Origin of the sequence: Pseudomonas persica (genome assembly GCF_900291015.1) — a bacterium.
Taxonomy (GTDB): Bacteria; Pseudomonadota; Gammaproteobacteria; order Pseudomonadales; family Pseudomonadaceae; genus Aquipseudomonas.
Genome location: NZ_OLKL01000348.1, coordinates 1 through 240 on the forward strand (window position 1 = coordinate 1; position 240 = coordinate 240).

The window sequence follows — 240 nt, forward strand, 5'->3', positions numbered from 1 at the left end:
AGGCGGTCAGGAGGATGCTGACCTCCTCCTCCTCGATTCTTTTGTCCTGCGGCAGGCTCCTATTCTCGTAAAAGATCAGCACCGTATCAGGATTGATCCCGAAAGAGAGCAGGGCAGTCTCGTATGTATCATCAGGCCCGCCGCGGTAGATCAGCACGGTGTTGTCCAGGAGGATGGTGAACCGACAGAGCATATCTCGATACTATTATAGTCGCAGAGTCTAAATACTGTGGGCGGTTC

Annotated in this window: 1 protein-coding gene; it reads right to left on the reverse strand. The window is 52.9% G+C overall.

Going from position 1 to position 240, the window contains the following annotated elements; genetic code table 11:
- Window positions 1-193, reverse strand: a 193-nt coding sequence (locus FQ664_RS28380) for a thiamine S protein (RefSeq protein WP_144175997.1), incomplete at its 3' end; no start/stop codon positions are given.
- Between the last annotated feature and the right edge of the window lie 47 nt (window positions 194-240).